The sequence below is a fragment of the Pseudomonas sp. GW822-FHT06B12 genome, from assembly GCF_058799675.1.
This window is the reverse complement of record NZ_JBXALR010000006.1, coordinates 133118-159481: the sequence shown is the minus strand read 5'-3', so window position 1 is coordinate 159481 and position 26364 is coordinate 133118. Positions and strand designations below refer to the sequence as shown.

Below are 26364 nucleotides of genomic sequence, written 5' to 3'. Positions count from 1 at the left end.
TACCAACGACAAGCCAAGGGGCATGGTTTTAACTTGCCGCTTGAAGCTTATAACTTGTAACTGCCCTTATGCCCCGGCGCTTGATGCTCATGCCCATTCCAGGAAAAAAACTGCTGATCGTCGCTCTGCTGGCGACGGTCGCTGCCGTGGCCATCGGGGTTGCGATCAAACCCGCGACCAGCAAACTCTCGGCACCGACGGCGATCCCGGTGCGGGTGGTCAGCGTCGCCGAGCGCGATGTACCGCGTTATGTCAGCGGGATTGGCTCGGTGCTGTCATTGCACAGTGTGGTTATCCGCCCGCAGATCGATGGCATCCTCACCCGGCTGCTGGTCAAGGAAGGTCAGTTGGTGAAGGCCGGTGACCTGCTGGCGAGCATCGATGATCGCTCGATCCGCGCCAGCCTCGATCAGGCCCGTGCGCAACTGGGTGAAAACCAGGCGCAATTGCAGGTGGCCGAGGTCAATCTCAAGCGCTACAAGTTGCTCAGCGTCGATGACGGTGTGTCCAAACAGACCTACGACCAGCAACAGGCCCTGGTCAATCAGTTGAAAGCCACCGCGCAGGGCAATCAGGCGGCGATTGATGCGGCGCAGGTGCAGCTCTCCTACACACAGATTCGCTCGCCGGTGACTGGTCGCGTTGGTATTCGGACTGTGGATGAAGGCAACTTCCTGCGCATGAGCGATACCCAAGGACTGTTCTCGGTGACCCAGATCGACCCGATTGCCGTCGAGTTTTCCCTGCCGCAGCAAATGCTGCCGACGCTGCAACGGCTGATCAGCGCGAATCCACCCGCCGACGTGAATGCCTACCTCGGCGCCGACACCAGCGGCCAGACCGGCGACTTGCTCGGCGAAGGCCACCTGACGTTGATCGACAACCAGATCAACACCAACACCGGGACCATTCGCGCCAAGGCCGAATTCAACAACGCCGGGCAAAAGCTCTGGCCGGGGCAACTGGTGACCATCAAGATCCAGACCGCGCTCGACAAAAATGCCCTGGTAGTGCCACCGAGCGTGGTCCAGCGCGGGCTGGATCAGTATTTCGTTTATCGGGTCAACGCTGACAAGGTCGAATCCGTCCCCGTGCAGATGGTTTATCAGGACAGCAGCCTGAACATCATCAAGGGTGTGCAAGCCGGTGATGTGCTGGTCAGCGATGGTCAGTCACGGCTCAAGCCCGGTGCCCGCGTGCAGATTCTCGGCGAGCCGCCAGCGCTCACGCAAAGCACTACGGCGGAGCAACAACCATGAAGGTCCATGGCGGCATTTCGGCCTGGTGCATCGACCATCCGGTCGCCACGGCACTGCTGACCTTCGCGCTGGTGCTGCTGGGCTTGATCGCCTTCCCGCGCCTGCCCGTCGCACCGCTGCCAGAGGCCGAATTCCCGACCATTCAGGTCGCCGCCCAATTGCCCGGCGCCAGCCCCGACACCATGGCTTCGTCAGTGGCAACGCCGTTGGAGGTGCAATTCAGCGCCATCCCCGGCATGACCCAGTTGACCTCCAGCAGTGCCTTGGGTTCGACCAACCTGACCCTGCAATTCACCCTCAACAAAAGCATCGACACCGCCGCACAAGAAGTTCAGGCCGCGATCAATACCGCCGCCGGCAAACTGCCCAAGGACATGCCGACGCTGCCGACCTGGCGCAAGGTCAACCCGGCAGACAGCCCGGTGCTGATCCTCAGCGTCAGTTCGACGCAAATGCCCGGCACCGAACTCAGCGACTACGCCGAAACCCTGCTGGCGCGACAACTGAGCCAGATCGACGGCGTCGGCCAGATCTACATCACCGGCCAGCAACGCCCGGCGATTCGGGTCCAGGCCTCGGCCGACAAACTCGCTGCCATCGGCCTGACCCTGGCCGATGTGCGCCTGGCCATTCAGAAAACCAGTCTCAACCTGGCCAAGGGCGCGCTGTACGGTGAGTCGAACATTTCCACGCTGTCGACCAACGATCAGCTGTTCCATCCCGACGAGTACGGGCAGCTCATCGTCTCTTACAAGAACGGCGCGCCGGTCCAGCTCCGGGACGTGGCCACGGTGGTCAGTGGCTCGGAAGACGCCTATGTCCAGGCCTGGTCCGGCGATCGTCCGGGGGTCAACCTGGTGATCTTGCGACAACCGGGGGCCAACATCGTCGACACCGTGGACCGGATTCAAGCTGCGTTGCCGGGCCTTCAAGCGATGCTCCCGGCGTCGATACAGGTCGACGTGCTGATCGACCGGACCCAGACCATCCGCGCCTCGCTGCACGAAGTGGAAGTCACCTTGCTGATCGCCATCCTGCTGGTGGTCGCGGTGATGGCGCTGTTCCTGCGCCAGTGGTCGGCGACGCTGATCGTCGCAAGCGTGCTCGGGGTTTCGCTGATCGCCAGTATCGCGCTGATGTACATCATGGGTTTCAGCCTGAACAACCTGACCCTGGTGGCGATCGTCATTTCCGTGGGGTTTGTGGTCGACGATGCGATTGTGGTGGTGGAGAACATCCACCGCCATCTGGAGGCTGGCGACGGCATGCGTGAAGCGGCGATCAAGGGCGCTGGCGAGATCGGGTTTACCGTGGTCTCGATCAGTTTCTCGCTGGTGGCGGCGTTCATTCCGCTGTTGTTCATGGGCGGGGTGGTCGGCCGGTTGTTCAAGGAATTCGCCCTCACCGCCACCTCGACCATCATGATTTCGGTGGTAGTTTCGTTGACGCTGGCACCGACGATGGCCGCCCTGTTCATGCGCGCCCCGGTGCACGACGCCCACGCCAAACCGGGTTTCGGCGAACGCCTGCTGGCGCTCTATGAGCGCGCACTGCGCCGCGCCCTCGCCCATCAAAAGCTGATGCTGGGAATCTTCAGCCTGACGTTAGGCATGGCGATTGCCGGGTATGTGTTCATCCCCAAAGGCTTCTTCCCGATCCAGGACACCGGTTTTATCCTTGGCACCACGGAAGCAGCGGCTGATGTCTCCTACCCGGAAATGGTCAAAAAACACCAGGCGCTGGCCGAGATCGTCGCTGCCGACCCTGCGGTGCAGACCTTCTCCCATTCGGTCGGTGTATCAGGCAGCAACCAGACCATCGCCAACGGACGCTTCTGGATTTCCTTGAAAAAACGCGGTGACCGCGATGTGTCCGCCAGTGCGTTCATCGACCGGATTCGTCCGCAACTGATGAAGATTCCGGGCATCGTGCTGTACCTGCGCGCCGGGCAAGACATCAACCTCAGCTCCGGCCCCAGCCGCGCCCAGTATCAATACGTGCTCAAGAGTAACGACGGCCCGACACTGAACCTCTGGACCCAACGCCTGACCGAAAAACTGCGCGGCATTGCGGCGTTCCGCGACATTTCCAACGACCTGCAATTGGGCGGCAGCATCACCCACATCAACATCGACCGTGCCGCCGCGGCGCGTTTCGGCCTGACTGCCAGCGATGTCGACGAAGCGCTCTACGACGCCTTCGGCCAACGGCAGGTCAACGAGTTCCAGACCGAAATCAACCAGTACAACGTGATCCTCGAACTCGACACCCGCCAACGCGGCAAGGCCGAAAGCCTGGCCTACTTCTACCTGCGCTCACCGCTGAGTGGCGAGATGGTGCCGTTGTCAGCGTTGGCCCGATTCGATGCACCGACCATCGGCCCGTTGTCCATCGCCCACGACGGCATGTTCCCGGCCGCCAACCTGTCGTTCAACCTCGCTCCTGGCGTGGCCTTGGGCGATGCGGTGATTTTGCTCAACCAGGCAAAAAATGAAATCGGCATGCCGGCCTCGGTCAACGGCAATTTCCAGGGCGCGGCCCAGGCGTTCCAGAGTTCTCTGGCCAGCCAGCCATGGCTGATTCTGGCGGCGCTGGTGGCGGTGTACATCATTCTTGGCGTGCTCTATGAGAGCTTCGTGCACCCGCTGACGATCATCTCGACCTTGCCTTCCGCCGGTCTCGGCGCCTTGATTTTGCTGTGGATCCTCGGCCAGGACTTCTCGATCATGGCACTGATCGGCCTGGTGCTGCTGATCGGTATCGTCAAGAAAAACGGCATCCTGATGATCGACTTCGCCCTCGATGCCCAGCGCAATCGTGGTCTTCCCCCGGAAGAAGCGATCTTCGAGGCGTGCCTCACGCGGTTCCGCCCGATCATGATGACCACCCTCGCCGCCCTGCTCGGCGCGCTGCCGCTAATGCTCGGTTATGGCACCGGCGCCGAACTGCGTCAGCCACTGGGGATCGCAGTGGTCGGCGGTTTGCTGGTCAGCCAGGCGCTGACGCTGTTTACCACGCCAGTCATATACTTATGGCTTGAGCGGGTGTTCCATCGGTCGACACCAGCGCCTGCGCTGGCGACCACACACTGAGGCGGGTCATGCGCGTTCTGATTATCGAAGACGAAGAGAAAACCGCAGACTACCTGTACCGCGGTCTGACCGAACAGGGTTACACCGTGGACCGGGCTCCGGACGGGGTCGAAGGTTTGCACCTGGCACTGGAAAGCGATTACGCGGTGATCATCCTCGATGTGATGCTGCCGGGTCTCGACGGCTACGGCGTGCTGCGCGCCCTGCGTGCCCGTAAACAGACCCCGGTGATCATGCTCACCGCTCGCGAGCGTGTGGAAGACCGGATCAAGGGCCTGCGTGATGGCGCCGACGATTACCTCGGCAAACCGTTTTCGTTTCTCGAACTGGTGGCGCGGCTGCAAGCGCTGACCCGCCGCAGCGGCGGTCATGAGCCAGTGCAAGTGACCATCGCCGACCTGTGGATTGATTTGATCAGCCGCAAGGCCACCCGTGCCGGCACGCGACTGGACCTGACCGCCAAGGAGTTCTCGCTGCTCAGTGTGCTGGCCCGGCGTCAGGGTGAAATCCTCTCGAAAACCGCGATTGCCGAAATGGTCTGGGACATCAATTTCGACAGCGACGCCAACGTCGTCGAAGTCGCGATCAAGCGTCTGCGGGCGAAGATCGACGGGCCGTTCGAAGAGAAATTGCTGCACACCATTCGCGGCATGGGCTATGTGCTGGAGAGCCGCAGTGCCTCGTAACTCCATCGCCCTGCGCCTGAGCGGCATGTTCACGCTGGTGGCGGCGCTGGTGTTTCTGTTGATCGGCTGGGCCTTGTATCAACAGGTCGAAAAGGGCCTGGCGCTGTTGCCGGCAGCCGAACTGGATGCACGTTACAGCGTGCTCGAATCCACGGTCGGGCGCTTTGGTACGCCAGAGCACTGGGTGAAGATCAACAACAAACTCAAGCTGCTGGGCGAAGAGGACAAGCGCATCAGCTTCTGGATCATCAGCGGCGATGCCAACTACGAATACGGCAACATCACCCCGCAGATCCGCGCCTTGGCGCAAGGGCCAACCGGCAAGCGCGACATACAGCTGCCGGAGCAACCCTATCCGATGAAAGTGCTGGTCAGCCAGTTTCCGGCCAAGGACCAGCGCCCGCCGCTGCGCTTCATGATCGGCATCGACACACAAACCTTCTATGAAACCCAGCATCACTTGCTGACTGCCTTGATCAGCCTGGCAATCATCGGCGTATTGCTGGCCTCGGTGCTCGGTTACTGGGTGGCGCGGATCGGCCTCAAGCCCTTGATCAAGGTGTCTCAGGAAGCCCAACGCCTGGCACCGCCGTTGCTGTCCGCACGGCTGCAACTGTCGCCACTGCCGCCGGAACTCAATCAGTTCGTCAGCTCGTTCAACTCGACGCTGGAGCGGGTCGAACAAGCCTATACCCGTCTCGAATCGTTCAACGCCGACGTCGCCCACGAACTGCGCTCGCCGTTGACTAACCTGATTGGTCAAACCCAGGTCGCGCTGACACGTGGACGCTCGGCGGAACACTACTTCGAAGTGCTGCAATCGAACCTTGAAGAGCTCGAACGGCTGCGCTCGATCATCAACGACATGCTGTTTCTGGCCAGCGCCGACCAAGGCAGCAAGGCCACCAAACTGACCACCACCTCGCTTGCGGACGAAGTCGCCACCACCTTGGACTACCTGGATTTCATCCTCGAAGACGCTCAGGTCAAGGTTCAGGTCAGCGGCGATGCCCAGGTGCAGATCGAAATCGCCCACCTGCGCCGAGCGTTGATCAACCTGCTGAACAACGCCGTGCAACACACGGCTCCCGGCCAGGTCATTCAGGTGCGGATCGATGTTCAGGAGCACCAGGTCAGTATTGGCGTCACCAACCCCGGTGAACCCATCGCCAGCGAACACCTGCCGCGCTTGTTCGAGCGTTTCTACCGGGTCGACGCCTCACGCACCAACAGCGGGGCCAACCATGGCCTGGGACTGGCCATCGTCAAGGCGATTGCGCTGATGCATGGCGGTGATGTGTTTGTGCGCAGTGATGACGGGGTGAATACATTCGGGATCTATTTGCCGATTTGATTCCAGCATCATGCCCCCCCGTAGGAGCTGCCGCAGGCTGCGATCTTTTGATCTTCAGCGATCATACAGGCGCCAAAAGATCGCAGCCTTCGGCAGCTCCTACTGTTGTTTATTTCGCAACAGTCCTTTATTCAATCCTCTCTTTTTCCCGACAACCAAGACCTTTACTTTGGCCGCACCAAACAGCACTTGCCAAGCAAGAAGGTTTTCCAGATGTCCAACAGTATGGGAATTGCCAGCGCTTTCGTTTTGTCGTCCTTGTTCCTGTCGCCCTTCGCCATGGCTGAAGAGTCACAGACATTCGTCGCACACAATGCCGCACGCGCCGAAACCTTTGAAAAGGCTCAGGCTGAACTGGCCGCAAAGACACAAAGTGCTGAGCAAACCCGGCAAACATCGGTCAGTCAGGCTCAACCTCGGGTTGAAAAAGACAGCTGATCTGTAACACCTCTCAGTTTCCCTCGACACTTCTCACGGCTCTTTCCCTTGATAAGTTGTCTTCAAAGCCGCTGTTCTCAGCGGCTTTTTTTTGTTGTGGGACAAAACCCCGCACAAAGGCCAGCACCTTCCGCTGGCCTTTTTTATGCCCGGGATTTATACATGCAGCTGAAACGATAAATGTACTGATATCTGCAACGCCGCCCGACCCGTTCGGGAACTACGCTGATGAAGTCCCCCTGCAGAAATCAGAACCATGAGTGCAAGCCGTACGCCCCCCCACATAACGGGCACTACCCGCCGACCGGAACTCATGCTGATTCTCGGCAGTTCGCTGACTGTCATCGCGATCATCGCTATCGTCACCTTCCTGCTGATCCGCGAACGCGCCAACGCCATGCAGGCGGCCACGCGCGGTGCGACCAACATCGTGCAACTGATCGACGCCGATGTGCTGCGCAACGTCGAACTCTATGACCTGTCACTGCAAGGCTTGATTGCTGCCGCCCAACGCGACGACCTGCAAAAGGTTTCCGCTCAGATCCGTCACCTGGTGCTGTTTGACCGATCCAGCACAGCACGTTTCAAGGGCGACATCCTGTTGCTCGACAAGCAGGGCGAGGTGATCGCCGATTCGTCGCTGATTCAGCCCAAACCGGGCAATTTTGCTGATCGCGACTACTTCCTGGCCCACGTTTTCAACAAGGACACCGGGATGTTTATCAGTCGCCCGTTCAAACCCCGTTGCGACTGCGCCGACAGCGAGCAGTGGCGCATCAGCTTCAGCCGGCGCATCTCTTCACCCACCGGGGAGTTTCTCGGCGTTGCCGTCGCCTCGATGCGCCTGGCGTACTTCGACGAACTGTTCAACAGCTTGAACATCGGCGTCGACAGCACCCTCAACGTGCTCGACAAGGACGGTATTCTGCTGGCGCAGAAGCCCATGCTGACGGACGACAGCATTGGCAAGAGCTTCGGCAGTCGGCCCAACGTCATACGCATCATGCGTAAAGGCAGTGGCAGCTTCGTCAGCGTCTCGAGCATGGATCACCAGGACCGTCTGTACACCTTCTCGCGCGTCGGTAACCTGCCGTTGACCGTCATCGTCGCGCTCTCCTTGGACGAAGTCTTCGCCAGCTGGAAACGCACTGCATACGTTATCAGTGGCGCCACCGGCGTGTTGTGTATTGGGCTGATGTGGTTGACCTTACTGCTGTGCCGCGAATTGCGCCTGCGCCGTCACGCCGAGCAGGAACTGGCGCAACAGGCCGCCATCGACGCTCTCACGGGTGTGGCTAACCGCCGAACACTCGACCTGGCCCTGAACCGCGAATGGTCCCGCGCCCAGCGCTCAGGCAAGCCGCTGTCGGTGTTGATGATCGACGCCGATCATTTCAAGTCGTTCAACGACCGTCACGGTCATCAAGGTGGTGACGCGGCGTTGCGCGTGCTTGCCAGGGTCATCAGCGAAAACATTCATCGTCCGTCCGATCTCGTTGCGCGGTATGGCGGTGAGGAGTTTTCCGTAGTGCTGGCCGAGACTGACACCGCCGGTGCACAGCAGATTGCCGAAAATATCCGGGCGGCAGTCGAACAACTGCCGCCGTTCGAAGGCGACACGTCACCGGTCACCGTCAGCATCGGCCTCAGCACCTCGACAGGGCAACCGGGCGAAAGCCTGGAAAACCTGATGTACGCTGCCGACAAAGCGCTGTATCAGGCCAAGCACCGTGGGCGAAATCGGGTAGTTGCCAGTTGAAAGATCGCAGCCCGTCGTAGAGCTGTCGCAGGTTTGGGCCGCGTTCGTACGATCCATTAAAAGGTGTCTACTCCTGAAATAGGTTTACACCTGTTTCACCCCAACACCCGATGCACCGCATCGTCCGTTTCATTCGAGTAGTTGTCCTAACGGAACATTTTCGCCGCCCTGGCAGTTACGTAACCTGATCACAGGTAAATGCCATGTAGGGATACGTCATGACTAGTTTTATTCACACATCTCATCGAGATGAGAATGATCATGCGCGGCTCGAAATAATAAAAAGAAGCGACCAAGACGCAACCGTTGCACTGACTTATATCCGGGATATCTATCAACGACGTTACAACGCCGAGATTACTCCCAACCCCGACCTGCTGATTGCCCGTCGCGACCGCACAAGTGGAACGCTGACCGCCTGCGCGGGAATTTCCTTTGCATCGCCCACCCACCAACTTTTTTCCGAGCGCTATTTCGACAGCCCGGTCGAGAACGTATTGGCGTTGCTGACTCAGCGGGTATCGCGCCGTGAACAAATTGTAGAAATCGGTTCGCTGGCTTCTGACGACCCCAATGCAGCGGCAGAAATCATCCGTGCTTTGCCGATTCTCACCTGGTTCATGGGGGTCAAGGCGATCTTGTGCACCTCGACGCGCCGGTTGCGAACCCTATTCGAATACCACGGTATTCCGCTGCGCATCATCGGGGACGCCGACATCAATCGCCTGTCGGTGCTGGAACGGCAACAGTGGGGGAGTTACTACGCGCAATCGCCCAAGACCGGAGTGATCCTGCTGGAAGAGTGCTCCCACCTATTCAATCAATTTTGCGGAAGGCTGACGTTCTCTGCCTTTGAGCATCTCACCGCTACTACCAAGCAGATCGCCGCATGAATGTCCTCACTGAAATCATCGCCCAGGCACAACGCACTCCTGACGCGGCGGCCGTAGTGCAATTGGCGGTGGACCCCGCAATAACTGAAACGGTAGCCCTGACGTACCGGCAGTTGGTGACGCAAGCTCAAAACCTGGCCCTGAAAATTGATGGTGAGACGCTACCGTCAAGCTGCGTCGGCATTGTGATGGGCAACAGCACCCAGTGGGTGCTGGCCGATCTGGCACTGATGATCAGCAAGCGTGTGGAGGTGCCGGTGCCGCTGGCTTTTTCCGCAGACCAGGCGGCGCATCTGTTGCAGGGGTGCGCGCTGGTCCTGATCGATGAAATGGGTGCACGCAAGCTTCAGGAGTGGCGCACTAACGGGCTCGAGTTGTCGGCAACCGTGCGCGAGGTAGCGTTGGAGAGTCAGGCGGCAGTGAACCCCATGCCGGACCCCGTCGCTCGCGAATCGGGCGCCGACAGTGTGATCAAGGTCATTCATACTTCCGGCACGACTTCAAAACCCAAGGGTGTGAAGATTCGGCGCGACGGTTTGAGTGCATTAGTCCAGGCCCTATGGCAGAGAGCCCGGCGCGATGATTACCAGCGCTATCTGGTGCTGGTGCCTTTGAGCCTGCTGATTGAACAGGTCACGGCACTTTACATGCCATTGACCTCCGGCGGTGCGGTGGTGCTGCCGCCGGCCAGTCTGCCTCCATTGGGCAGCCCCGGTGTGATCGCCGACGAACGCCTGGCTCTGATTTGCAGGGCTCGGCCAACGGCGATGACCCTGACGCCCGCGCTGGTGGAAGCCATCGCCCACTGTGCTGAAACCCTGGGCCCCTCAAAGCACCAACGTATCGAACAACTCTTTGGTACGCCACGATTGCCATTGTTGGCAGCCGGCGGGGCGCCGGTGGACCGTGAAGTTCTGTTCCGTCTGCAGCAATTGGGCATCGATATTTTCCAGGGCTATGGCCTCAGTGAGAACAGTTCAGTGGCGACCTGGAACTTCCGGGGCGCCAATCGCCTGGGCAGTGTCGGGCAGGCATTGCCCCACGTGGAGCTACGCCTGGCCGAGGATGGTGAATTGTGCCTGCGCAGCAGTTCGCTGTTTGCCGGCTACTCCAACGAGGATCCCAGCAGCTGCGTCATCGACGCCGAAGGCTGGCTGCATACCGGAGACCTGGCCAGCATCGACCCGGATGGGTTCGTCAGCATCATTGGCCGCAAGAAAACCATGATCATCACGGCCAATGGTCGCAACGTGTCGCCGGAGTGGCTCGAGTCGGCCTACCGCCAGGTACCGGGCGTCGAGCAGGTGATTGTCTTTGGCGATCGCCAGGCTTTTCTGGGCGGCCTGTTCATTATCAATGTTCACGCAAGGCCGGCCGAGGTCAGAGCGGCAATCGCGCGTTTTGCCCGCGAACATCTCAACGAAATCGAACAGATTCCGCACCCCGTACTGATTGCGCACAGTGAAGAGGTCATGGGGCGGTTGTTCACGGTCACCGGACGACCACGCCGCACTGTGCTGTCGGCGTTCCTGAAGGATTCAACTACGAGGATCTGTGCATGAAACTCGACACCCTGCCCCATACCGCCCATGGCGGCCTGATTGTGATGCCGGGCGCACCACAGGCATTGAGTGCGCTGGCGCCGCACTATCTGAAGAACCTGTTGGCCACCCACGGCTATCTGGTGCTACGCGGATTCGAGCACAGTATCGAAAGCTTTTCCCGGCTGGTGCGTCAGAACAGTAGCAGGATCAGTCTGGACCCGGCGCGCAGCTTCGATGGCGATACGGCTCAGAAAGTCGATGCCGGTCTGGATGGCGTTGGCTTGCATTGTGAAAACGGCAATAGCCCATTCTGGCCTGACCTCTGCTGGTTCTATTGCCAGATACCGCCCGCACGGGGATCGCAAACGACCTTGTGCGACGGCAACGCCGTCTACCAGCACTTGAGCCCCGCGCAGCGCGCGGCTTTTACCGAGCGGGACATCATGTATTCCCGGCGGGTAGAAGAACACAAGTGGAAGACCTATGCCTTCCACGCGCTGGCGCAAGGCAAGAATGCGCCGGCCAGCGTCGAGGCCGTCACCCTGCAGGATCTGCTGTCGCTCACCGCCGAGGACACGTCCTCGCAGATCAATCTCAACGAAGACGGCTCGATTACCTATCGCTTTCACACACCTGCCATCCGCACCAGCCGGATTGGCAGCGCGGAAGAACTGTATTTCGCCAACAGTATTTTCGGCCCGTCCAACCATTACGAAGCACCACGGATTACCTACGCCGATGGCGAGCCCATCGATCCGCAGTTACTGGAGGAAGTGGACGCGATTTGCCAGCGCTTGACGGTAGACGTCGGCTGGCAACGCGGTGACGTGGTGCTGATCGATAACACCCGGGTCATGCATGGGCGTCGACCTATCGAAGATCCGGCCCGAACCATTTTCAACGCCCTTTCCTATGTCGATTGAGAGACTGCCCATGAATGCCTTGAAAGCCATCAACCAACTGGCTCACATCAATTATCTGCACCCCAATCGCATGGAGTGGGAGTGCGCACGCACCGATGCCGAATTGCAGTTCCTGTCAAAAGCCCTGGTCGGGCAAGCCGACCAGCCGGAAAAGGCCGTGGCTTATTTGTACAAGGAGCTGGGGCAGTTGGCCGAAATCGAAATGCACGTCGCCAACACTATGACGCGGATCCTCTGCGAAGTGCAGGCCGACAGCAGTAATGTCCTGGCGGCAGGCGACGCCCTGTATGGCGCGTTGTCGTGTTTCGCCTCGGAAGAAATCAACCACGCCAGTAGCTTCTATCAGTACATCAGGCACTTGTCCGGGCGCGATATAAAGCTCAAGGACAATCTGTTCAACGAGCGGCGCGCACTCTACGACGGCAACGACTCACCTATCGTCAAACTGGCCGCCCTTTGTGCAACCGCCTATGTAGGTGAGTCCGTCATCACGGTTTTCGAGCGGCGGTTGAAGGTGCTCGACCCGATGCAGCAGAGCCTGCTGACCCGCCTGCTGCATTTTCATGGTCTGGATGAGGCGCGACACATTCAGTGTGATCACTTCATTTTTGAGCAAGTGATCCCCTCATTCAGCGCGTCTGAACGTCGGCGAATGCACCAATTGATCCAGGACACCGAGGCGATGAACACTCAGTTGTCCATTACCAGTGCCGAGCAAATCAAGGCGGCGTTCGATCTGGATTACGCGCAAGACAATATGGCCGCCAGTACTCAGCTGGACATGACGCTGCGCTTCAGAGAGATCGTCCAGTCGCACGACCTGATTCGCAATGTCGATGAGCACATGGATGTCGATACTGCGGCCATCGTGCGGGAGTTTTCCCGGGCCAACGCGATTCACACCCAATACTTCCACTGAGGAAACCGACATGAAGCCGCAAACGCTTGCAGCAAATGACTCGGTCAGCCAGGAGAAGCATTCCCTGAGCGTCCTGGCAGTGCTCGTCGTTCTGTTCCTCGCTGCCATGGACAGCACTGCGGTCAGCACCATACTGCCGCAGATCAATGCGCAAATGCAGGATACGACGCTCTATCCCTGGGTTGTCTCGGGCTTCCTGCTGCCTCTGGCACTCATTGCGCCGCTGACCGGCGCACTGGCTGATCGGTTCGGGGTTTCTTCGATGATGAAAGTCAGCCTGCTGATCTTCATCGCCGCGTCGGCAGTGGTTGCCAGTAGCCAGAGTATGGTCACGCTGATTGCAGGCAGGGCCCTGCAAGGCGTCGGGGCAGGCGGCATCATCGTGCTTTCCTACTCGATGCTGGCATCGATCTTCGAAGGGCCCAAGCGTGCCAGCATGCAGGGAATGCTCAGCAGCGTCTGGGGTCTGGCTGCAGTGCTGGGCCCCGTCGTCGGTACGGTACTGGGCAGCACCTTAAGTTGGCGTGCAGTTTTTTGGCTCAATCTGCCGCTGGGCTTTTTGGCATTGGCGGTGCTGTTTTTCACACCCGCGATCGGCCGAGGTCAATCAGCCAGGGCTGTGGACCCCATAGCGCAGGGGCTTTTGGCCATCGCGGCTTGTGCAGGGCTGTTCATGTTGGGCAGTCAGCACCTTGACATGATCCCGCACTCGATATCGACGCTGGCGATTGTGATGCTCATCAGTCTTGTGGCACTGGTAGCTCGAGTACGCGCGACACCCGCTGGCAGTCCGGTGCCGCTGGGTTTCTTTGATCGGCCGGTGCTGGGAGCGGTCATGGCTTTGGTGGTCATCTCGAGCATCGGCTTGTACGCCACGGTCAGCTTGTTGCCAATCGCCCTCAGCCGTTCGCCGGGCAGCGCATTGTCGACAGGGGTGCTGATCATGCTGGCCGCGTTAGGCTGGGTGGCAGGAGCGACCGTCTGTGGCAAGCGCCTGGCGAGCGTCGGGTTCAGGCCCATGGCGGTCGTCGGGATGTCGATGCTGATGCTCGGTTGCATGGGGTTGGCTGCAGGACTGCAATGGTCACAGTGGTTGGTCATTGGTGCAGGCCAGGTGCTGGTCGGGTTGGGGATGGGTTTGACAGCCACTACAACCCTGGTGCTCGCGCAGAACAGCGCTCCGCATGATCAGTTGGGAGCCTACACGTCCACGGTGCAATTTCTGCGTAACCTTGGCGCGGCGTTCGGCGTCAATGCGATGGTAGCTATTGAGCTGTACCTGCCGCCCGACCGGGCCTACCAGATCACTTTTCTGCTGCTTGGCCTTTTGATGACGGTCGGTTTACTCTTCGCCTTTGGACTGCCTTCGCGCGGTGGACCGCAAAAAGGGTAGACGGAGTAGCAATGAATTTCGCTGACATGGATCACGCAGCAGTGGTTATTGAAAGGCAGTTGACCAAGGTGGCCGATGAGGAAAGCGAGCCTCATCGACACCACCTCGGGCAATTCGTGTTAGTGAAAAAGGGCGTGCTTCATGGCAATGCCGTCGAGCAACGCTGGTTGCTCAAACCGGGAATGGCGGTCTGGATTCCGCCACAGACCTTGCATGCTGGTGAGGCTTACACCCAGGTAGACCTCACGGTCTTGTACCTTGGCCCTGAACTGTGCGAACGCTTCTCGCCGAGCGTCAAGCTGATCGATGCATCCCTGTTGATCATCGCCCTGTGCGACCGATTGGCCGAGGAAGGCACTCGGCCGCTTTCCGAACAACGGCGCGGCAGCATGTTGCAATTGTTGTTCGAGGACATCGAAGAACTGGCGCCCAGCAATATGGTCCTGCCTTTGCCGCGTGACGCACGGCTCAAGCGTGTCACCGAGCAACTGATTGCCAGGCCCGGGATGCGTAAGAACCTGACCGAATGGGGTCGCGAGGTTGGCGCAACCGAGCGGACTCTGGCGCGCCTGTTTCGCAAGGATACCGGTTTACGCTACACGGACTGGCACAACCGCCTGCTGCTCGTAGAGGCATACCGTGGCCTGGCGGTCGAGAACACCAACGAGACCCTGGCGCAGCACCTGGGATTTGCCTCGGGCGATTCGTTTGGTCACTGGTTTCGGCGTATCACAGGCAGCAGCCCAGGCAAGGTGCGCAGTACCTTGCAGGTCGCGAGCACTGACGTGCTGGCGGGCCTGGCGTAAATATGTCGGTTCTGTTCGATCATCCGTCCTTCTGAACCATTTTGGACTACGCAGTGCTGTCTTAGCCTAGACACCTCCAATCAATGAGGTTGATGACTAATGATCCACTACGAAGTGTTCAAGATCGTTCACGCACTGGCGGCAGTGGCCGCTACCGGCCCATTACTGTTTGCCCCCTGGCTTTCGGCACGGCTCAAAAACTGCAGCGATGCGACCAAACCGTTGTTGCTGGGAGGCCTGGCTTTCAGTGACCGCTTGTATAACGTTGCCGGTTGGGGGCTGATCCTCAGCGGTATTCTGATGTTCTGGCTGAAGGATTGGCAGCGTAGTTTCGAGGTGTGGTTTCTACTCAGCGTCGCCATCTTCGTCCTTGATTCGGTGGTCGAAAAACGTTTGCGCGACCCGGCCAACGCAGTCCTTGAGGCAACGAGCCCAGGCGCCGAGCATTGGCTGCCGGCTGCTCGGCAGATTCATCTGGGGGTTTTAGGTCAGGCGGCGTGCACGTCTCTGATCCTGCTGGTGATGCTGCTGCACAGCCACCTGGACCTGAATCTGTTAACCCTGAAAATCTTCTGATGCACCACTTGGCATACAACCGAAAAATAAAGCGCAGCGTCGGCTAACACTTCCCCTGCCGGGTGTGTAGAGGACTTCCACCACCAAGTCACCAGCATGGCTACCACAGCCAAGCTGGTTGCGTTTTCGTTTGCGCGCAACGCGCCATGCCTGGCGCACCCATAAAAAAAGGCCACCCGAAGGCAGCCTTTAAAAACTAGAGAGGTTTTTGCTTACACGGCCGCAACTGGGCGCATGTAAGAGATCGGTGCAGTGCTGGCGTCTTCAAAGGTCACGACTTCCCAAGCATCTGTCTGCTCAATCAATTTGCGCAGAAGCTGGTTGTTCAGTGCATGGCCCGACTTGAAGCCTTTGAACTCACCAATCAGGCTATTGCCCAGCAGGTAGAGGTCACCAATTGCATCGAGGATCTTGTGCTTCACGAATTCGTCTTCGTAGCGAAGGCCGTCTTCGTTCAGTACACCATCCGCGTCGACCACGATGGCGTTTTCAACGCTACCGCCGAGTGCGAGGTTGTGCTTGCGCAGGTACTCGATATCACTCATGAAACCAAAGGTCCGGGCGCGGCTGACTTCTTTTACAAACGAAGTGCTGGAAAAATCCACGCTGGCACTTTGAGTGCGGTCACGGAACACCGGGTGATCGAAATCGATCTCGAAGCTCACTTTGAAGCCTTCGAAAGGGACGAAAGTGGCGCGCTTGTCGCCGTCTTCCACTGTCACTTCACGCAGGATCCGGATGAACTTCTTGGCTGCGTCCTGTTCTTCCAGGCCAGCCGATTGAATCAGGAATACGAAGGGTCCAGCGCTACCATCCATGATCGGGACTTCGGACGCGGAGAGCTCGACGTAGGCGTTATCGATGCCCAGGCCAGCCATGGCCGAGAGCAAATGCTCCACCGTGTCCACTTTGACGTCACCGTTGACCAGTGTCGTCGACATAGTGGTTTCACCAACGTTTTCCGCGCGAGCAGGAATCTGCACCACAGGGTCCAGGTCGGCACGACAAAACACGATGCCGGTGTCTACAGGTGCTGGCTTGAGGGTCAGGTATACCTTCTCCCCGGAGTGCAGGCCTACACCTGTGGCACGGATAATATTTTTCAGTGTGCGTTGTTTAATCATGGCTTGGGCCGCTTCAGCGCAAATTGCGAACTGGTATCAACAAAGGCTGGCGATAATAGCAGACCAGACCTTTGCTGAACACCAATCAACTTCATAGCCCTGATACATTCCATCAATCGGCCTGACGACGCAGGAATGCCGGGATGTCCAGGTAGTCCAGATCGTCTTGTGGATTCATCTTCGCGGCAGTCGCAGCACCGGCCTGAGCCTGGTTGCGCATGACAGTCGGACGGTCCAGATCACGGTAGTTCACCGCAGGCTGTTCCTGACGAGCGGGTGCCGGTTGCGACTGGGAAGCCATGGAGGTATGAACGGTATTGTCGATAACCTTCACCGGCTTCTCGATTTTTGCGCCTAAACCTGTGGCAACCACGGTCACGTGCAGCTCGTCGCGCATGTCCGGATCGATAACGGTACCGACCTTGACCATGGCGTGCTCGGAAGCGAACGCTTCGATGATGCTACCCACGTCGGAGTACTCACCCAAGGATAGGTCAGGACCGGCGGTGATGTTCACCAGAATACCGCGTGCACCTTGCAGGTTCACGTCTTCGAGCAGCGGATTGCGGATCGCCGCTTCGGTCGCTTCACGCGCACGGTTCGGACCGCTGGCGCAGCCAGTGCCCATCATCGCCATGCCCATTTCGCTCATCACGGTACGGACGTCGGCGAAGTCGACGTTGATCATGCCCGGACGCTTGATGATGTCGGAGATACCGCGAACGGCACCGGCCAGAACGTCGTCAGCCTTGGCGAAAGCCGACAGCAGGCTGGCGTCTTTACCGAGGATGGTCAGCAGCTTCTCGTTGGGAATGGTGATCAACGAGTCGACGCTTTCAGACAGCAGACGGATACCTTCGTCGGCGATCTGCATGCGCTTGCGGCCTTCGAACGGGAACGGACGGGTCACCACCGCAACGGTGAGGATCCCCATTTCCTTGGCCACTTCGGCAATGATCGGCGCAGCACCGGTACCGGTACCGCCGCCCATGCCGGTGGTGATGAACACCATGTTTGTGCCTTGCAGCACTTCGGCGATGCGCTCGCGGTCTTCCAGAGCGGCCTGACGACCGACCTCAGGGTTCGCGCCAGCACCCAGACCTTTGGTCACGCCGGTGCCCAGTTGCAGGATGGTCCGCGCGCCGATGCTTTTCAGCGCCTGGGCATCAGTGTTGGCGCAGATGAACTCAACGCCTTCAATGTTGCTCTTGACCATGTGATTCACAGCGTTGCCGCCGCCACCGCCAACACCGATAACTTTAATAACCGGGCTTGCGGGGATGTTGTCTACGAGTTCGAACATTTTCCCTCTCCTTACATTCTCTAGTTTTTTTCGCCTACTGCGCCTACTGCTTTTACTGCTTGTCGCTTGTTGCTTGCCGCTTGAAACTGCTTCTTAAAAATTGCCCTGGACCCAGCTTTTGATGCGATCGATCAACGGGCTCTTGGCCTCGTCGTTGTTGTAGCTATCGCGACTGCTGCTGATCCCGGAGAAGGAAATGCCGTCGGACTGCTTTTGCAGGCCATACATCAGCAAACCAACACCGGTGGAATAAATCGGGTTGCGCACTACGTCGTCCAGGCCTCTGACGCCATGGGGTACACCCAGGCGAACCGGCATGTGGAAAATCTCTTCGGCCAGCTCGACCGCGCCTTCCATCTTCGAGGTACCGCCGGTCAGCACGATGCCGGCCGGGATCAGGTCTTCGTAGCCGCTGCGACGCAGCTCGGCCTGGATCAACGTGAACAGCTCGTCGTAACGCGGCTCGACCACTTCGGCCAGGGCCTGACGGGACAGCTCGCGTGGCGGACGGTCACCGACACTTGGGACCTTGATGGTTTCACCGGCACCGGCCAGCTTGGCCAGGGCACAGGCGTAGCGAATCTTGATTTCTTCGGCGTACTGGGTCGGAGTGCGCAACGCCATGGCGATGTCGTTGGTCACCTGATCACCGGCAATCGGGATCACCGCGGTATGACGAATCGCGCCTTCGGTGAAGATCGCGATGTCGGTGGTACCGCCACCGATGTCCACCAGGCACACGCCCAGCTCTTTCTCGTCATCGGTCAGCACCGAGTACGCGGAAGCGAGCTGCTCGAGAATGATGTCGTCGATTTCCAGACCGCAACGACGCACGCATTTTTCAATGTTCTGCGCCGCGTTCACCGCGCAGGTGACCACGTGGACCTTGGCTTCCAGACGTACGCCGGACATGCCCAGAGGCTCACGCACGCCTTCCTGGTTATCGATCACGTAATCCTGCGGCAGCGTGTGCAGAACGCGCTGATCCGCTGGAATGGCCACGGCCTGGGCGGCATCGAGCACGCGCTCGAGGTCGGCCGAGCTGACTTCGCGATCACGAATCGCCACGATGCCGTGGGAGTTCAGGCTGCGAATATGATTGCCGGCCACGCCGACGAATGCCGAGTGAATCCGGCAACCGGCCATCAGTTGCGCTTCTTCGATCGCGCGCTGAATCGACTGCACGGTGGATTCGATATTCACCACCACGCCCTTCTTCAGGCCGCGGGAGGGGTGAGTACCGATACCGACGATTTCCAGTTGGCCATCGGCCGCGACCTCGCCTACCAGCGCCACCACCTTGGAGGTACCGATATCCAGACCGACGATCATTTTGCCGCTTTGCACGTTTGCCATGGTCCTGCCTCTTCTCAATTCTTCGCGACGGCGGGTTGGGCCGTCGTGGGCGCTGCAGGTTCCCGCCAGCCGACGGCGAGGCCGTTGGCATAACGCAGGTCGATGCGCGCAATGTTCGTAATCTGTTCTTTAAGCGTCTTGTCGTAGATGGCAATGAAGCGGCGCATCTTTTCCACCAGGTGATCGCGTCCCAGCAACAACTCGATCCCAGGGCCCGCGCTACCCGCGCCAGTGGTCAGAAACCAGCTGCCGCGTTCACGCAATTCCAGCCGGGCAATCGAGAAGCCCAATGGCCGTAACATCTGGCTCAACACCTGATACTGCTGCATCACTTGCTGCTGAGCCCGCTGTGGACCGAACAACTGTGGCAAATGTTCGTAGTTGGCCAATTCACGCGGCGTAAACGCCTGCCCCTGGTTGTTCAGCAGCGCTTCGTCACCCCAACGGGCCACGGGCAGTTGCTCTTCCAGGCGAATCACCACCTGGTCAGGCCAGACGCGACGCACTTCGGCGTGTGCAATCCATGGCATCTGTTCCAGCTCGGTACGCATGCTCGCCAGGTCGATGGTGAAGAAGCTCGCCGCCACGTACGGTGCGATCCGCTGCTGCACCGCTTGCTGGCTGATGTAACTCAAATCGCCCTGCACGTTGATCTTGGTGATCGGCCGGTCGGCGTACGGCAGCAAGCGCTGTGCACCTTCGTAAGTACCGAACCCCAACGCAACCAGCAGCACGGGCCAGAACAAGGCTTTGAGAAAACCAAAATTGGCTTTCGGCAGGCGCACCGACATCGGCTCTTTGGCCACCATTCGGCTGGCACCCCGCGGCACCGGCTTGCGGCCGGGTGCGGGGGGCTGATGACGTAGCTGGGCGCCTTGCATGGACTTAACCTCGCGGCTCTTTGTTACTGGCAGCGTTACCGGCAACACTGGCTGCCAGGATCGCCAACACCAACTGTTGGAAATCCAGACCGGCGGCGCGTGCGGCCATTGGGACCAGACTGTGATCGGTCATGCCCGGTGCGGTGTTGACTTCCAGGAACCAGAACTGCCCATCGGCGTCCTGCATCACGTCAGCCCGTCCCCAACCGGCGATACCCAGCGCCTCACAGGCTTTTGCCGTGAGGTCCATGAGCTCTTGTTCTTTGGCGCTATCGAGGCCACACGGGATCCGGTACTGGGTATCGGAAGCCAGGTACTTGGCGTCGTAGTCATAGAAAGTGTGTGGTGTGCCCAGAGCGATCGGTGGCAACACCTGGTCACGCAGGGTGGCGATGGTGAACTCCGGACCTTGAATCCATTGCTCGACCAACACTTGCGAATCGTAGGTACTGGCCGCTTTCCAGGCTTCGATCAATTCAGCTGCCGAAGTCACTTTGGCCATACCGATACTTGAACCTTCATGCGCCGGTTTGACGATCAAAGGGAAGCCCAGTTCCGTCGCCGCCAAAATACAGTCGGCTTCGCTGCAAAGGACCGCGTGACGTGGCGTCGGAATACCCAGGCTGTGCCAGACCTGTTTGGTCCGCAGCTTGTCCATGGCCAGTGCCGAAGCCAGGATGCCGCTGCCGGTGTACGGAATCCCTGCGCATTCCAGCAGGCCCTGCATGCTGCCGTCTTCACCGCCACGACCGTGGAGAATGATGAAGGCGCGGTCGATTTTTTCGTTCAGCAGGCGTTGCAGGAAATCGTCGCCGACGTCGATGCCGAACGCATCCACGCCCGCGGACTGCAGCGCTTCAAGCACCGCGTTACCGGATTTCAGCGAAACCTCACGCTCGGCGCTTTTGCCACCGAACAGCACGGCAACGCGGCCGAAGTCTTTCGGGGCGATGGTCGAGAACAGGTTGGCGTAGGCAGCAGTCATTTCAACTTCCCTTCGTTTGGAGCGACAACAGCACCCGCGAACAACGGACTATTCAACAGTTTCGGTGCAAGACCGCCGATATCCCCGGCGCCTTGGCACAAGAGGATGTCGCCAGCACGCAGCAATGGCTTGACCAGCGGGGCGAGGTCGACACCGCGCTCGATGTAGATCGGATCGAGCTGACCGCGCTGGCGGATGCTGTTGCACAGCTTGCGGCTGTCAGCACCCGGGATCGGCTCTTCGCCGGCTGGATAGACTTCCATCAGCAGCAACACGTTGGCGTCAGCCAGTACATTGACGAAATCGTCGTACAGGTCGCGGGTGCGGCTGTAGCGGTGCGGCTGGTAAACCATCACCAGACGGCGCTCCGGCCAGCCACCGCGCACGGCTTTGATCACCGCAGCGACTTCAGTCGGGTGGTGACCGTAGTCGTCCACCAGCATCACGTTACCGCCTTCGACCGGCAGTTCGCCGTAGACCTGGAAGCGTCGGCCGACACCCTGGAAGCCCGACAGCCCCTGAACGATGGCTTCATCGCTGACGCCCTCGTCGGTCGCGATGCAGATGGTCGCCAGCGAGTTCAGTACGTTGTGATTGCCCGGCATGTTCACCGAGACATCCAGCGGTTCACGATCAGGACGCAGCACAGTGAAGAAGGTCTGCATGCCTTGCTGGCGAACATTGATGGCGCGTACGTCGGCGTCTTCGCTGAAGCCGTAGGTCATGGTCGGACGTTTGACCAGCGGCAGGATTTCACGCACCACCGGGTCGTCCAGGCACATCACCGCCAGACCGTAGAACGGCAGGTTGTGGAGGAACTCGACGAAGGTTTTCTTCAGCTTGTTGAAGTCACCGTCGTAGGTCGCCATGTGGTCGGCGTCGATGTTGGTGACCACGGCCACCAGCGGCTGCAAGTGCAGGAAACTGGCGTCGCTTTCGTCGGCTTCGGCGATCAGGTAACGGCTGGTGCCCAGCTGGGCATTGGTGCCCGCGGCATTCAGACGGCCGCCGATCACGAAGGTCGGATCCAGACCACCGGCGGCGAACACCGAAGCGATCAGGCTGGTGGTGGTGGTTTTGCCGTGAGTACCGGCGACGGCGATGCCGTGGCGGTAGCGCATCAGCTCGGCGAGCATTTCGGCACGCGGTACCACGGGGATACGACGCTCCAGGGCCGTCGCGACCTCCGGGTTGGAGGTGTTCACGGCGCTCGACACCACCAGTACATCGGCGCTCGCGCTGTTCTCGGCGCGGTGGCCGATAAAGATCTGTGCGCCGAACGATTCGAGACGCTCGGTCACCGGCGATGCTTTCAGGTCGGAACCGGACACTTGATAGCCCAGGTTCAGCAACACTTCGGCAATTCCGCACATGCCCACACCGCCGATTCCGACGAAGTGGATGCGACGGATACGGCGCATTTCCGGCTGCGGCATGGCTTTCTGATTCTCAACCATGAACCACCTCCAGGCAGATATCGACTACGTTGCGGGTTGCATCAGGTTTGGCCAGGCGACGAGCGGCGCCGGCCATGTCGTTGAGTCGTTGCGGTTGCATCAAGACCTCTGTCAGGCGTGCAGCGAGATCCGCTGCGCCAGTCGTTCTTTGCGGCATCAGGAAGGCAGCGCCTTCACGAGCCAAATATTCGGCATTGCGGGTCTGGTGATCGTCGATCGCGTGGGGCAAAGGCACCAGCATCGAGGGCAGACCGGCAGCAGCCAGCTCACTGACAGTCAGCGCGCCCGCGCGACAGACCACCAGGTCGGCCCAGCCATAGGCTTGGGCCATGTCTTTGATGAAAGGCTGCACTTGTGCCTCGACACCGGCAGTGCGATAGCGCTCGGCAGTCACTTCATCGTGGTTTTTGCCGGCCTGATGAAACACTTCCGGACGCAGTTCGGCAGGAACCAGCGACAGGGCTTCAGGCAGCAATTTGTTCAACGGTTCTGCGCCCAGGCTTCCGCCCAGAATCAGCAAACGCGCTTTGCGTCCGGCCAGGGCTGAACGCGGTGTATCGAGGAACAACTCGGTGCGCACCGGGTTACCGGTAGTGCGCCGGCTGCCACTGGCAGCAAAGGTGTCCGGGAAAGCTTCGCAGACTCGCGCGGCCAACGGCACCAGCAACCGATTGGCGGTACCGGCGACGGCGTTCTGTTCATGAACGATGACCGGCACACCGGCCAATCTGGCCGCTACACCACCAGGGCCGGTGACATATCCGCCAAAGCCCAGTACGCAGACCGGTTTCAGCTGACGAATGACCGCACGTGCCTGCCAGATCGCCTTGAGCAATACAAAAGGTGCCTTGAGCAACGACAGCTTGCTCTTGCCACGCAGGCCGCTGACGTTGATCAAGTGCAACGGCAGGCCGGCATTCGGGACCAGTTCGTTTTCGATCCCGCGTGGCGTCCCGAGCCAGTGCACGGTGTAACCGCGCGCCTGAAACTCGCGAGCGCAAGCCAGCGCCGGGAACACGTGGCCGCCGGTGCCGCCCGCCATGATCAGCACGTTAGCGCCCATGGGTCGGCTCCTCGGCGAAGTCGCTCTCACTGAATTCCATCTCTTCGCTGCCCAAGTGGGTTCGACTCTCCCATTCGATGCGCAACAGCAAGCCAAGACAGGCGCAGCAGATCACCAACGAACTACCGCCGTAACTGAGGAACGGCAAGGTCAGACCTTTGGTCGGCAGCAGGCCGACGTTCACCCCGATGTTGATCAGGAACTGGCCAATCCATAGGAACGACAGGCCGTAGGCGACGTAAGCGGCGAAGAATTGTTTGGCCTTTTCTGCCCACAAACCGATGTACATGCCACGAATACAGACAAAGACGAACAGTGCGACCGTGCACAAGGAACCCACGGCACCCAGTTCTTCGGCCAGGACCGAGAACACGAAGTCAGTGTGGGCTTCCGGCAGGTAGAACTGTTTCTGTACGCTGTTGCCCAGGCCAACGCCCAGCCATTCGCCGCGACCGAAAGCGATCAATGCTTGAGACAACTGATAGCCGGCGCCGAACTGGTCGGCCCATGGATCCGCAAAGTTGGTCAGGCGCGCCATTCGATACGGTTGCATCTGAATCAACAACACCACCGCCGCGACAGCCAGGACCACCATCAAGGAAAAACGGAACAGCCCGACCCCGCCCAGGAACAGCATCGCTGCAGCCGCCGCCATCATCACGACGGTGGCACCGAAGTCCGGCTCCATCAGCAGCAGACCGGCCATTGGCAGCAACACGATGAACGGCTTGAAGAAGCCCATCCAGCTTTCACGTACTTCTTTTTGGCGACGCACCAGATAACCGGCGAGGTAGATCACCACGAACACCTTGGCAATCTCGGAAGGCTGGACGTTGAAGAAACTGAAACCGATCCAGCGCATCGAACCGTTCACCTCACGGCCGATCCCTGGGACGATCACCATCACCAGCAAACCGAACGCGCCGATCAGCATCAGCCAGCCCAGGCGTTGCCAGGTGGCGATCGGGATCATCATGGTGACGATGCAGGCACCCAAGCCGAGCACGACGTAAATCAGGTGACGAATCATGTAATACAGGGCACTGCCCGATTGCACCGCCGCCACTTCGGTCGATGCCGAGGCGATCATGACAAGCCCCAGCCCCAGCAACGCCAGGCAACCGGCGAGCATCGGGAAGTCGAGATCGATACCACGCCCGGTGATGATCGGCGACGGGTACGGCTTGATGATGTTTCTCAAGCTCATGCCAAGTCCTCCACGGCCTGAGCGAACAGATGCCCACGCTCTTCGTAGTTCTTGAACATGTCGAAACTGGCGCAAGCCGGCGACAGCAGCACGGCATCGCCTGGCTGGGCGATAGCACGGCATTGCTCGACCGCTTCGACCAGCGAGTTGACGCGAATCAGTGGCACGGCATCGCCGATGGCCTGACCAATCAGTTCGGAATCACGGCCCATCAACACCACGGCGCGGCAGTTGGCCGCGACCGGATCACGCAGATCCTTGAACTCGGCCCCTTTGCCGTCGCCACCGGCGATCAGCACCAGCTTGCCTTCGATGTCCGCGCCCAAACCTTCGATGGCGGCCAGCGCAGCACCAACGTTGGTGGCTTTGGAATCGTTGTAGTAACTCACGCCATCCAGGTCACGAACCCACTGGCAGCGATGCTCAAGCCCGGCGAAGGTGCGCAGGCTCGACAACATGGCGTCGAACGGCAGGCCGACGGCGTGCCCCAGGGCCAATGCCGCGAGGGCGTTGGACTGGTTATGCGCGCCACGAATTTTCAGTTCACGCACAGGCATCAGGTTCTGGAATTCAAAGGCCAGGTACTTCTCGCCATTTTCCTCGCGCAGACCAAAGGCCTTGAAATCAGGTTTGCTCAGACCGAAGGTCCAGCATGGTAGGCCCTCGCCCATCAACGGACGGCTCAGTGCATCCTGACGGTTGACCACCACTTGCCTGGCACCACGGAAGATCCGGTGCTTGGCCAGGTGATACGCCGGCAGGCCGCTGTAACGGTCCATATGGTCTTCGCTGACGTTCAGCACGGTGGCCACTTCGGCGCCCAGATGGTCGGTGGTCTCCAGCTGGAAGCTCGAGAGCTCCATCACGTACAACTCGACGTCATCACTCAACAGGTCGAGCGCCGGAGTTCCGAGGTTGCCGCCCACCGCCACGCGCTTGCCAGCCGCAGCCGCCATTTCGCCGACCAGGGTGGTCACGGTGCTTTTCGCGTTGGAACCGCTGATGGCGACAATCGGCGCCTTCGCGTTACGTGCGAACAATTCGATATCACCCGACAGCTTCACGCCACGGGCCGCCGCCGCTTGCAGAGCCGGAGTCGCCAAGGCCAGGCCCGGGCTCACGTAGAGCTCGTCGGCACGGCAAAGGAATTCGACATCCAGCTCGCCACAACGCACTTCCACCTGCGGATAGTCACGGCGCAGCGTGGCCAGCTCCGGTGGATTTTCCCGCGTATCGGCGACAGCGAACGACACACCCCGGTTCGCCAGGAAGCGAACCAGGGACATGCCGCTCTTGCCGAGGCCGACAACGATGCGGAAGTGGTCAGAAGCGATCAGAGACACTCG

22 protein-coding genes are annotated in these 26364 nt (G+C 59.7%); 13 read left to right on the top strand and 9 right to left on the bottom strand.

Features of this window, described 5'->3' with window-relative positions:
- Positions 1-89 precede the first annotated feature (89 nt).
- The 13 genes from AC1RKH_RS15380 to AC1RKH_RS15320 all read left to right on the top strand — a co-directional run bounded on the left by AC1RKH_RS15380 (position 90) and on the right by AC1RKH_RS15320 (position 15642).
- A complete protein-coding gene (locus tag AC1RKH_RS15380) occupies positions 90-1259 on the top strand; it encodes an efflux RND transporter periplasmic adaptor subunit (protein ID WP_123425041.1) in 1170 nt (389 codons plus the stop codon).
- On the top strand, positions 1256-4351 hold the full coding sequence (locus AC1RKH_RS15375) for a multidrug efflux RND transporter permease subunit (protein ID WP_493062914.1): 3096 nt from the start codon (positions 1256-1258) through the stop codon (positions 4349-4351). Before AC1RKH_RS15380 ends, AC1RKH_RS15375 begins: the two co-directional genes overlap by 4 nt.
- An 8-nt stretch (positions 4352-4359) precedes the next feature.
- Positions 4360-5037: a heavy metal response regulator transcription factor gene (locus AC1RKH_RS15370; protein WP_123425039.1), complete on the top strand. Its 678-nt coding sequence runs from the start codon at positions 4360-4362 to the stop codon at positions 5035-5037.
- Positions 5027-6391: a heavy metal sensor histidine kinase gene (locus AC1RKH_RS15365; RefSeq protein ID WP_493062913.1), complete on the top strand. Its 1365-nt coding sequence runs from the start codon at positions 5027-5029 to the stop codon at positions 6389-6391. Before AC1RKH_RS15370 ends, AC1RKH_RS15365 begins: the two co-directional genes overlap by 11 nt.
- Before the next feature lie 213 nt (positions 6392-6604).
- A complete protein-coding gene (locus AC1RKH_RS15360; protein WP_493063023.1) occupies positions 6605-6829 on the top strand; it encodes a hypothetical protein in 225 nt (74 codons plus the stop codon).
- 256 nt (positions 6830-7085) lie between these two features.
- A complete protein-coding gene (locus AC1RKH_RS15355) occupies positions 7086-8588 on the top strand; it encodes a sensor domain-containing diguanylate cyclase (RefSeq protein ID WP_493062912.1) in 1503 nt (500 codons plus the stop codon).
- Between the two features lie 218 nt (positions 8589-8806).
- The gene (locus AC1RKH_RS15350) at positions 8807-9481 is read left to right on the top strand and encodes a thermostable hemolysin (RefSeq protein ID WP_493062911.1); all 675 of its coding nucleotides are present in this window, start codon (positions 8807-8809) and stop codon (positions 9479-9481) included.
- Complete coding sequence (locus AC1RKH_RS15345; protein WP_493062910.1) at positions 9478-11043, top strand: AMP-binding protein; 1566 nt, start codon at positions 9478-9480, stop codon at positions 11041-11043. Before AC1RKH_RS15350 ends, AC1RKH_RS15345 begins: the two co-directional genes overlap by 4 nt.
- Positions 11040-11948 carry a TauD/TfdA family dioxygenase gene (locus tag AC1RKH_RS15340; protein ID WP_493062909.1) on the top strand — a complete coding sequence of 303 codons (909 nt, stop codon included), beginning with the start codon at positions 11040-11042 and terminating at the stop codon, positions 11946-11948. Before AC1RKH_RS15345 ends, AC1RKH_RS15340 begins: the two co-directional genes overlap by 4 nt.
- Before the next feature lie 10 nt (positions 11949-11958).
- Positions 11959-12867, top strand: coding sequence for a diiron oxygenase (locus AC1RKH_RS15335; protein WP_493062908.1), 909 nt, complete (start codon positions 11959-11961; stop codon positions 12865-12867).
- Positions 12868-12877: 10 nt separating this feature from the next.
- The gene (locus AC1RKH_RS15330) at positions 12878-14260 is read left to right on the top strand and encodes an MFS transporter (protein ID WP_493062907.1); all 1383 of its coding nucleotides are present in this window, start codon (positions 12878-12880) and stop codon (positions 14258-14260) included.
- An 11-nt stretch (positions 14261-14271) separates the two neighbouring features.
- The gene (locus tag AC1RKH_RS15325) at positions 14272-15066 is read left to right on the top strand and encodes an AraC family transcriptional regulator (protein WP_493062906.1); all 795 of its coding nucleotides are present in this window, start codon (positions 14272-14274) and stop codon (positions 15064-15066) included.
- A gap of 99 nt (positions 15067-15165) precedes the next feature.
- Entirely contained in the window at positions 15166-15642 is a 477-nt protein-coding gene (locus tag AC1RKH_RS15320; RefSeq protein ID WP_493062905.1) for a hypothetical protein, read from the top strand.
- A 212-nt stretch (positions 15643-15854) separates the two neighbouring features.
- On the opposite strand, the gene lpxC is transcribed toward AC1RKH_RS15320, so the two are convergent.
- From lpxC to murD, 9 genes are all read right to left on the bottom strand, one after another.
- On the bottom strand, positions 15855-16766 hold the full coding sequence (gene lpxC / locus AC1RKH_RS15315) for a UDP-3-O-acyl-N-acetylglucosamine deacetylase (RefSeq protein WP_007939852.1): 912 nt from the start codon (positions 16764-16766) through the stop codon (positions 15855-15857).
- Between the two features lie 112 nt (positions 16767-16878).
- A complete protein-coding gene (ftsZ, locus tag AC1RKH_RS15310) occupies positions 16879-18069 on the bottom strand; it encodes a cell division protein FtsZ (RefSeq protein ID WP_123425034.1) in 1191 nt (396 codons plus the stop codon).
- 93 nt (positions 18070-18162) lie between these two features.
- Positions 18163-19425, bottom strand: a complete 1263-nt coding sequence (ftsA, locus tag AC1RKH_RS15305) for a cell division protein FtsA (protein WP_019693553.1) — start codon at positions 19423-19425, stop codon at positions 18163-18165.
- Between the two features lie 14 nt (positions 19426-19439).
- Positions 19440-20306: a cell division protein FtsQ/DivIB gene (locus AC1RKH_RS15300; protein WP_123425033.1), complete on the bottom strand. Its 867-nt coding sequence runs from the start codon at positions 20304-20306 to the stop codon at positions 19440-19442.
- Positions 20307-20310: 4 nt separating this feature from the next.
- Positions 20311-21291 carry a D-alanine--D-alanine ligase gene (locus tag AC1RKH_RS15295; RefSeq protein WP_493062904.1) on the bottom strand — a complete coding sequence of 327 codons (981 nt, stop codon included), beginning with the start codon at positions 21289-21291 and terminating at the stop codon, positions 20311-20313.
- Positions 21288-22748 (bottom strand): UDP-N-acetylmuramate--L-alanine ligase, encoded by a 1461-nt coding sequence (gene murC, locus AC1RKH_RS15290; RefSeq protein WP_123425031.1) that lies wholly within the window; start codon positions 22746-22748, stop codon positions 21288-21290. Before murC ends, AC1RKH_RS15295 begins: the two co-directional genes overlap by 4 nt.
- Entirely contained in the window at positions 22741-23811 is a 1071-nt protein-coding gene (gene murG, locus AC1RKH_RS15285; RefSeq protein ID WP_493062903.1) for an undecaprenyldiphospho-muramoylpentapeptide beta-N-acetylglucosaminyltransferase, read from the bottom strand. Before murG ends, murC begins: the two co-directional genes overlap by 8 nt.
- On the bottom strand, positions 23801-25018 hold the full coding sequence (gene ftsW, locus AC1RKH_RS15280) for a putative lipid II flippase FtsW (protein WP_493062902.1): 1218 nt from the start codon (positions 25016-25018) through the stop codon (positions 23801-23803). The genes murG and ftsW overlap by 11 nt, the downstream gene beginning before the upstream one ends.
- Positions 25015-26361, bottom strand: a complete 1347-nt coding sequence (gene murD, locus AC1RKH_RS15275; protein WP_493062901.1) for a UDP-N-acetylmuramoyl-L-alanine--D-glutamate ligase — start codon at positions 26359-26361, stop codon at positions 25015-25017. The genes ftsW and murD overlap by 4 nt, the downstream gene beginning before the upstream one ends.
- Between the last annotated feature and the right edge of the window lie 3 nt (positions 26362-26364).

Bases quoted from the DNA above. Each gene is read 5' to 3' on its own strand.
- AC1RKH_RS15370 (WP_123425039.1), top strand. From the start codon at position 4,360: ATGCGCGTTCTGATTATCGAAGACGAAGAGAAAACCGCAGACTACCTG.
- murC (WP_123425031.1), bottom strand. From the start codon at position 22,748: ATGGTTGAGAATCAGAAAGCCATGCCGCAGCCGGAAATGCGCCGTATC.
- lpxC (WP_007939852.1), bottom strand. From the start codon at position 16,766: ATGATTAAACAACGCACACTGAAAAATATTATCCGTGCCACAGGTGTA.
- AC1RKH_RS15350 (WP_493062911.1), top strand. From the start codon at position 8,807: ATGACTAGTTTTATTCACACATCTCATCGAGATGAGAATGATCATGCG.
- AC1RKH_RS15335 (WP_493062908.1), top strand. From the start codon at position 11,959: ATGAATGCCTTGAAAGCCATCAACCAACTGGCTCACATCAATTATCTG.
- AC1RKH_RS15345 (WP_493062910.1), top strand. From the start codon at position 9,478: ATGAATGTCCTCACTGAAATCATCGCCCAGGCACAACGCACTCCTGAC.
- AC1RKH_RS15330 (WP_493062907.1), top strand. From the start codon at position 12,878: ATGAAGCCGCAAACGCTTGCAGCAAATGACTCGGTCAGCCAGGAGAAG.
- ftsW (WP_493062902.1), bottom strand. From the start codon at position 25,018: ATGAGCTTGAGAAACATCATCAAGCCGTACCCGTCGCCGATCATCACC.
- ftsA (WP_019693553.1), bottom strand. From the start codon at position 19,425: ATGGCAAACGTGCAAAGCGGCAAAATGATCGTCGGTCTGGATATCGGT.
- murG (WP_493062903.1), bottom strand. From the start codon at position 23,811: ATGGGCGCTAACGTGCTGATCATGGCGGGCGGCACCGGCGGCCACGTG.
- AC1RKH_RS15375 (WP_493062914.1), top strand. From the start codon at position 1,256: ATGAAGGTCCATGGCGGCATTTCGGCCTGGTGCATCGACCATCCGGTC.
- AC1RKH_RS15360 (WP_493063023.1), top strand. From the start codon at position 6,605: ATGTCCAACAGTATGGGAATTGCCAGCGCTTTCGTTTTGTCGTCCTTG.
- AC1RKH_RS15300 (WP_123425033.1), bottom strand. From the start codon at position 20,306: ATGCAAGGCGCCCAGCTACGTCATCAGCCCCCCGCACCCGGCCGCAAG.
- AC1RKH_RS15340 (WP_493062909.1), top strand. From the start codon at position 11,040: ATGAAACTCGACACCCTGCCCCATACCGCCCATGGCGGCCTGATTGTG.
- AC1RKH_RS15325 (WP_493062906.1), top strand. From the start codon at position 14,272: ATGAATTTCGCTGACATGGATCACGCAGCAGTGGTTATTGAAAGGCAG.
- AC1RKH_RS15380 (WP_123425041.1), top strand. From the start codon at position 90: ATGCCCATTCCAGGAAAAAAACTGCTGATCGTCGCTCTGCTGGCGACG.
- AC1RKH_RS15355 (WP_493062912.1), top strand. From the start codon at position 7,086: ATGAGTGCAAGCCGTACGCCCCCCCACATAACGGGCACTACCCGCCGA.
- AC1RKH_RS15295 (WP_493062904.1), bottom strand. From the start codon at position 21,291: ATGACTGCTGCCTACGCCAACCTGTTCTCGACCATCGCCCCGAAAGAC.
- AC1RKH_RS15320 (WP_493062905.1), top strand. From the start codon at position 15,166: ATGATCCACTACGAAGTGTTCAAGATCGTTCACGCACTGGCGGCAGTG.
- ftsZ (WP_123425034.1), bottom strand. From the start codon at position 18,069: ATGTTCGAACTCGTAGACAACATCCCCGCAAGCCCGGTTATTAAAGTT.